Below are 5173 nucleotides of genomic sequence, written 5' to 3'. Positions count from 1 at the left end.
TTATTGCATTGCCTGTCAAATTTCTCCTTATTGGGGGCTACTCGCCCCCAAACTCCCAGGTGTTTTCCGGTATAGATTATTCCATCTTACCAATACCCAGGAATTGCACTTCTATATTGAACTTGCCTATGCGGATCGACTAAGTCAAGATCGAAGGGCAGAATCTTGGATAGAGGTTAAAAAGAATTAATTATTTAGAGCGATTAGAATCTATATTAACAGATATCATTATTCTTGCAAAAGCAATTAAAAAATACTCCGATGAGAATAAACAATTAATAGTTGGTCAATTAGACCGACATCGAATTTTTCGTTATAACGTTTTCGGTTTAATCAGATTCCGTTCCGGAATCACTGTTAATTGCAATCATGAGTATTGTCGTAAGTGGTATTTCCTATCACTATCTTAATCAGAGTGTACTTTTTGAGTCTGTTAGTTTCTCCGTCCATCAAGGTGAGAAAGTTTCAATAATTGGTCATAATGGAACAGGGAAATCAACGCTTTTGAAATTGTTGAAGGGGGGATTGGTTCCCTCCTCAGGTAGTGTCAGGCTATCTCCATCGCCTTATTACATACCCCAGCAGATCAATATCGGAGAACAGACGGTTGCTGAAAGTCTTGGCGTAAAGGAAAAAATTGCAGCTTTAAATGCGATATGCCGGGGTTCTTCTGACCAGAAGTACTATAACATGCTGAATGATGACTGGGATATAGAAACCAGATGTCATGTAGCGTTGGAATATTGGGGCTTGCGCAACTTGGACCTTGAAACTTCTTTCTCTGAACTTAGTGGAGGTGAAAAGGAAAAAGTATTGTTGGCCGGACTGACTTTGCATCATCCTGATATCGTTTTGCTGGATGAACCAACCAACCATCTTGATAGTTCATCTCGGGAGAAATTATATGGGTACGTTTCTTCGTCCAAGTCCTTAATGGTTATTGTCAGTCATGATGTCCGGCTATTGAATCTTGTAAACAGAACTTATGAATTGTCTATGGATGGGATAAAACTATATGGCGGGAACTATGATTTTTATAGGGAACAAAAAAGAGTAGAAGAGATTGCTTTAGAGCAGCAGATTCATGCTGAGCGAACAACTCTTCGAGTGGCTCAAGAGCGGGCAAGGGAGGTCCGGGAACGCCAAATTAGGCGTGCCTCTCAAGGTGAGCGGGATAAGAAAAAGGGAGGCGATTCTAGAATTGTCATGAATGCGCGACGTAACTTGGCAGAGAACAGTTCGGAAAAACTGAAAGAAAAACAGTCGAACATTGTTCATGGCGTGAAGCAGCATTTATCAAAATTGCTGGATCAGCAGAAAAAGAATGTTGAACTGAAACTGGATGTAGATGCTTCCAGACAACGCATGGGAAAATCCCTGATTACAGTTGAGCACCTGAATTTCGGTTATCCGGCAAATGCTTTTCTTTGGAAAACTCCCATTGACCTTGAAGTCAGGAGTGGAGATAGGGTACATATCATTGGAAATAATGGAAGTGGCAAGACAACCTTTGTCCGACTATTGCTTGGAGAGTTGAAACCAACAGAGGGCAAGATTGTCAAATCACATTTTTCTTATGCCTATCTTGACCAAGAGTGCTCACGCTTGAATCGACCCTGCACAGTGTTGGAATTAGCAGAACAGTACAATACCGGGCATTTGCCGGATCATGAAGTCAAATTGAGATTGAATAGGGCATTGTTTCCTAAAGAGACATGGGATAAGTGTTGCCGAGATTTAAGTGGAGGGGAACGTATGAGACTCTACCTCTGTTGTCTGATGATCTCCAATTCTGCTCCGGACATGTTTATATTGGACGAGCCTACAAATAATCTCGATTTGTCAAGTCTGTCAATATTAATTCATACGATCGAGAATTATAGGGGGACTGTACTGGCGATTTCCCACGATGACTATTTCATCAACCGTATAGGCATAACCAAGAGCATAGAACTCACCTGTCAATAGGTCTTTCAGATGGTATGTCTTGCGTTACTGCAAAGAAGAACTGATGGTAATAGAATCGCGGTTGTCCTTGATGTCAAATTGCCGACAGTTTATCGTGAGATCATCTCACTCTATATTGTAAACCGGTTAATACTATCTCTAGAATTTAAATCAACTGGATTTTAAGAGTAATTCGATGGTCAAATAAGAAAAAATAATTAACTTTGTGAGTGAACGATAGGGTACCGCCGGAATGTTATCCATTGACAAGCGACAACTCGGTACTGATACCATCTCCAAGAGGGGGCACGTTTAGGGGAGCTCGACCAACTCCAAGACCTTTTGAATCTACATGAAAGTCAAGGTTATTTGTGATTTTCCACCTTCGAAAATTCAATTAAAAGTTAACCAAATATGAAAAGACCAAGTTTGATATTCATTTGTTTGCTGATGCTCATTGTTATGCCGATTACTGCCAGGAACGCAACTGTCATCAAAGTCTTGGCAATAGGCAACAGTTTCTCTGAGGATGCCATAGAAAATAATCTCCATGAACTCTTTCAGGCTGCAGGACGGCAGTCAATAATAGCGAATATGTATATTGGTGGCTGTACTCTGGAACGACATTGGAAGAATGCTAAAGGAGACATTGCCGATTACCGTTACCGTAAAGTCGATGTAAATGGGGACCGCCATCAGATTGATCGGATGACCTTGGAGAAAGCCTTGACGGACGAAAAATGGGACTATGTGAGTCTTCAGCAGGCGAGTGGCGTCTCCGGCAAATATGCTACATATACGCCATATATGGCAGATCTGATCAAATCTGTCCACAGCTATGCCCCTCAAGCAAAGATCATTTGGCACCAGACATGGGCTTATGCGCAGAACTCTGATCATAAGGAATTTCCAAATTATGGACGCAGTCAGAAAGCAATGTACGATTCCATCATGTCGGCATCTTCCAAGGTTCTCAAGGATTATCAGATAAAGACCATTATCCCTTGCGGAACAGCCATACAGAATGCACGTACGAGTTTTCTAGGTGACCACATGAATCGGGATGGCTATCACCTCAACCTGATGTATGGCCGTTATACCGCTGCATGTACGTGGTTTGAGGCCCTTTCCGGCAAAAATGTAATAGGCAACAGTTATGCACCAAAAGGCCTTTCTGCAGATGTTGTCCGGGTTGCTCAAGAGTCGGCACATGCTGCAGTACAGTCTCCCTTCTCGGTCACTCCTATCCGGTAAGGTAGAGATAGGTCAGGAAGTTCTTTGTGGAATCCTCTTGTTGTATGGTGATAGTCTGGCCGATCCTTATCGAGAACGTCTGCTGAGAGATGAGTCAAACTCGACGTCGTGTTCTACTTGCTTTCAGGACTTTCAAAAGCATCGGATCTGTTTCTGTCATCATCTGCAAATCGTCCGGCACCAATGACCATCAAGGGTAGGAGTATCTGCCCTCAATTTCTGATGGATCATACACCGGCTTGCTCAGAATAAAGGAATCATATAAGTCATATTTTTCCTGCTGGAAATTTGCTTTTACGGAAAATTATAGTCAACTTTGCATTATGATAACTAAACGAATGCCGGCTATATTCATTGGACATGGAAGTCCAATGTTAGCTCTTGAAAATAATGCTCAGACTCAGAGATTGCATACTTTAGGTAAGCAAATCCTGCAGGAACATGGTAAACCTAAGGCGATCCTGATGATCTCTGCCCATTGGTACAAAAACAGGACTTTGGTGCAGAAGACTGAGCATCCGAAACAAGTGTTTGATATGTATGGCTTTCCTCAAGCCTTATATCAAGTGAAATATACCCCTAAAGGTTGTGCAGAACTCAGCGATGCTGTGCTGGGAATCAAGGAGTTGGGGGCTCATGTCGATAATACATGGGGGATTGATCATGGTGCATGGACGGTACTTGTCCATGTCTTTCCTGCTGCGGATGTTCCGGTCGTGGAGTTGAGTGTCAATGGTGTCATCGGTCCTGAGCAATGCTATGAAATCGGCAGATTGCTGGCCCCGCTGCGTCAAGAAGGTTATTTGTTGATAGGAAGCGGTAACATCGTTCATAATCTGAGACTAGTCAACTGGGAAAGTGATCAAGGAAGTAAGGAGGCTGAGGCTTTCAATGCTTTTATCTGCAAGGCAGTTGAAGCACGTGATGATCGTCAGGTCATCAATTATTCCTCAAATGAATATGCCGATTATGCGGCACCTACATCCGATCATTTTCTTCCCCTGCTTTATATTCTCGGGGCTTCAGAAGGAGAAAAGCCACTTGTGTTCAACAAGAAGTGTACCTTGGATTCTTTGGCTATGACAGGTTTTGCCTTCGGGTTGTAATGTACTTGAATTTCAGACGTAACAAGAGTTGGTGGGGACGGATACTGTGGAGAGGTTTTAGGTATGACCGCGCCTTATAAATTCTGTTTTTTAAAACCTGAGTCTACCCTAGAGTGTCAAAAAAATCAGTGATTTAACATGAATTTGGCATCACCGACTTTTCCATTTTAGATATGCTGACGGTATGTGCGATCTTAGAGCATTGCAGCTGTATGTGCGATTTTTTTCAGTCTGTCAGCCAATGTCTTGTCTTTACGAGCGGTCTGCATATCGTATTTTAATTGTAATCGCATTAGGGAATCAGCGGGAATGTCTAATGCAGCCTCGAACATCAATGCGGAAGTTGTACTCAGCGAACGATGACCGTTTAATATCTCGTTGAGAACCGAATACCCCATACCTATACTTTCAGCGAACTTACGTTGGGAGATGCCACGTGCTTCTAGTTCGTCCTTTAAAACCTCTCCTGGATGTGTGGGATAAAAACCATAACCTAAATTTGTCATATCAATGTTTATTATAATGGTTTGACAATCAAAGCAAAGATAGCCATCTTTTTTGATATTCGCAATTTATGCGAATGGAAATGAAGCTCATTTCCTGTTTTTTGTGATAGCATGCGTCAAGATCTATCAAGTAGAGCCTTTCGCTTTTCTGCATTGATCTGACTTGAATTCACGATGTCTGCAGTAATAATACCTTTCATAGGTTTCAACTGATTTTGATCGTTTCCTTTAATTAAGGTTCATCCGACAAATGCGTAGGTGTAAATTAAAATACGACTAAAAAAGAAGATAGCCAGGTTTTTTTGCTACCTTTGGTTTATCACAACAAAAGAATAGTAAAATGAATCCCAGCTATCTATA

Annotated in this window: 5 protein-coding genes; 4 read left to right on the top strand and 1 reads right to left on the bottom strand. The window is 41.8% G+C overall.

From position 1 onward, the window contains the following. The 4 genes from NG821_RS12280 to ygiD all read left to right on the top strand — a co-directional run. Positions 1–190: hypothetical protein (locus NG821_RS12280; protein WP_252761950.1), on the top strand; the 190-nt coding region annotated here is incomplete at its 5' end. 179 nt (positions 191–369) lie between these two features. Beyond that, positions 370–1968 (top strand): ABC-F family ATP-binding cassette domain-containing protein, encoded by a 1599-nt coding sequence (locus tag NG821_RS12275; RefSeq protein ID WP_252761949.1) that lies wholly within the window; start codon positions 370–372, stop codon positions 1966–1968. Positions 1969–2361: 393 nt separating this feature from the next. After that, positions 2362–3201 carry a DUF4886 domain-containing protein gene (locus NG821_RS12270; protein ID WP_252761948.1) on the top strand — a complete coding sequence of 280 codons (840 nt, stop codon included), beginning with the start codon at positions 2362–2364 and terminating at the stop codon, positions 3199–3201. A gap of 323 nt (positions 3202–3524) precedes the next feature. Further along, a complete protein-coding gene (gene ygiD / locus NG821_RS12265) occupies positions 3525–4307 on the top strand; it encodes a 4,5-DOPA-extradiol-dioxygenase (RefSeq protein WP_252761947.1) in 783 nt (260 codons plus the stop codon). Positions 4308–4501: 194 nt separating this feature from the next. Here ygiD and NG821_RS12260 read toward each other — a convergent pair whose 3' ends face one another. After that, positions 4502–4813, bottom strand: coding sequence for a HigA family addiction module antitoxin (locus NG821_RS12260; protein ID WP_252761946.1), 312 nt, complete (start codon positions 4811–4813; stop codon positions 4502–4504). Positions 4814–5173 lie beyond the last annotated feature (360 nt).

The organism is Segatella cerevisiae (genome assembly GCF_024054555.1).
Taxonomy (GTDB): Bacteria; Bacteroidota; Bacteroidia; order Bacteroidales; family Bacteroidaceae; genus Prevotella; species Prevotella cerevisiae.
Note: the sequence above shows the minus strand (reverse complement) of the source record. Positions and strands in the feature narration are given on the sequence as shown.

Coding starts and splice junctions, on each gene's coding strand:
- NG821_RS12275 (WP_252761949.1), top strand. CDS start 370: ATGAGTATTGTCGTAAGTGGTATTTCCTATCACTATCTTAATCAGAGT.
- NG821_RS12270 (WP_252761948.1), top strand. CDS start 2,362: ATGAAAAGACCAAGTTTGATATTCATTTGTTTGCTGATGCTCATTGTT.
- ygiD (WP_252761947.1), top strand. CDS start 3,525: ATGATAACTAAACGAATGCCGGCTATATTCATTGGACATGGAAGTCCA.
- NG821_RS12260 (WP_252761946.1), bottom strand. CDS start 4,813: ATGACAAATTTAGGTTATGGTTTTTATCCCACACATCCAGGAGAGGTT.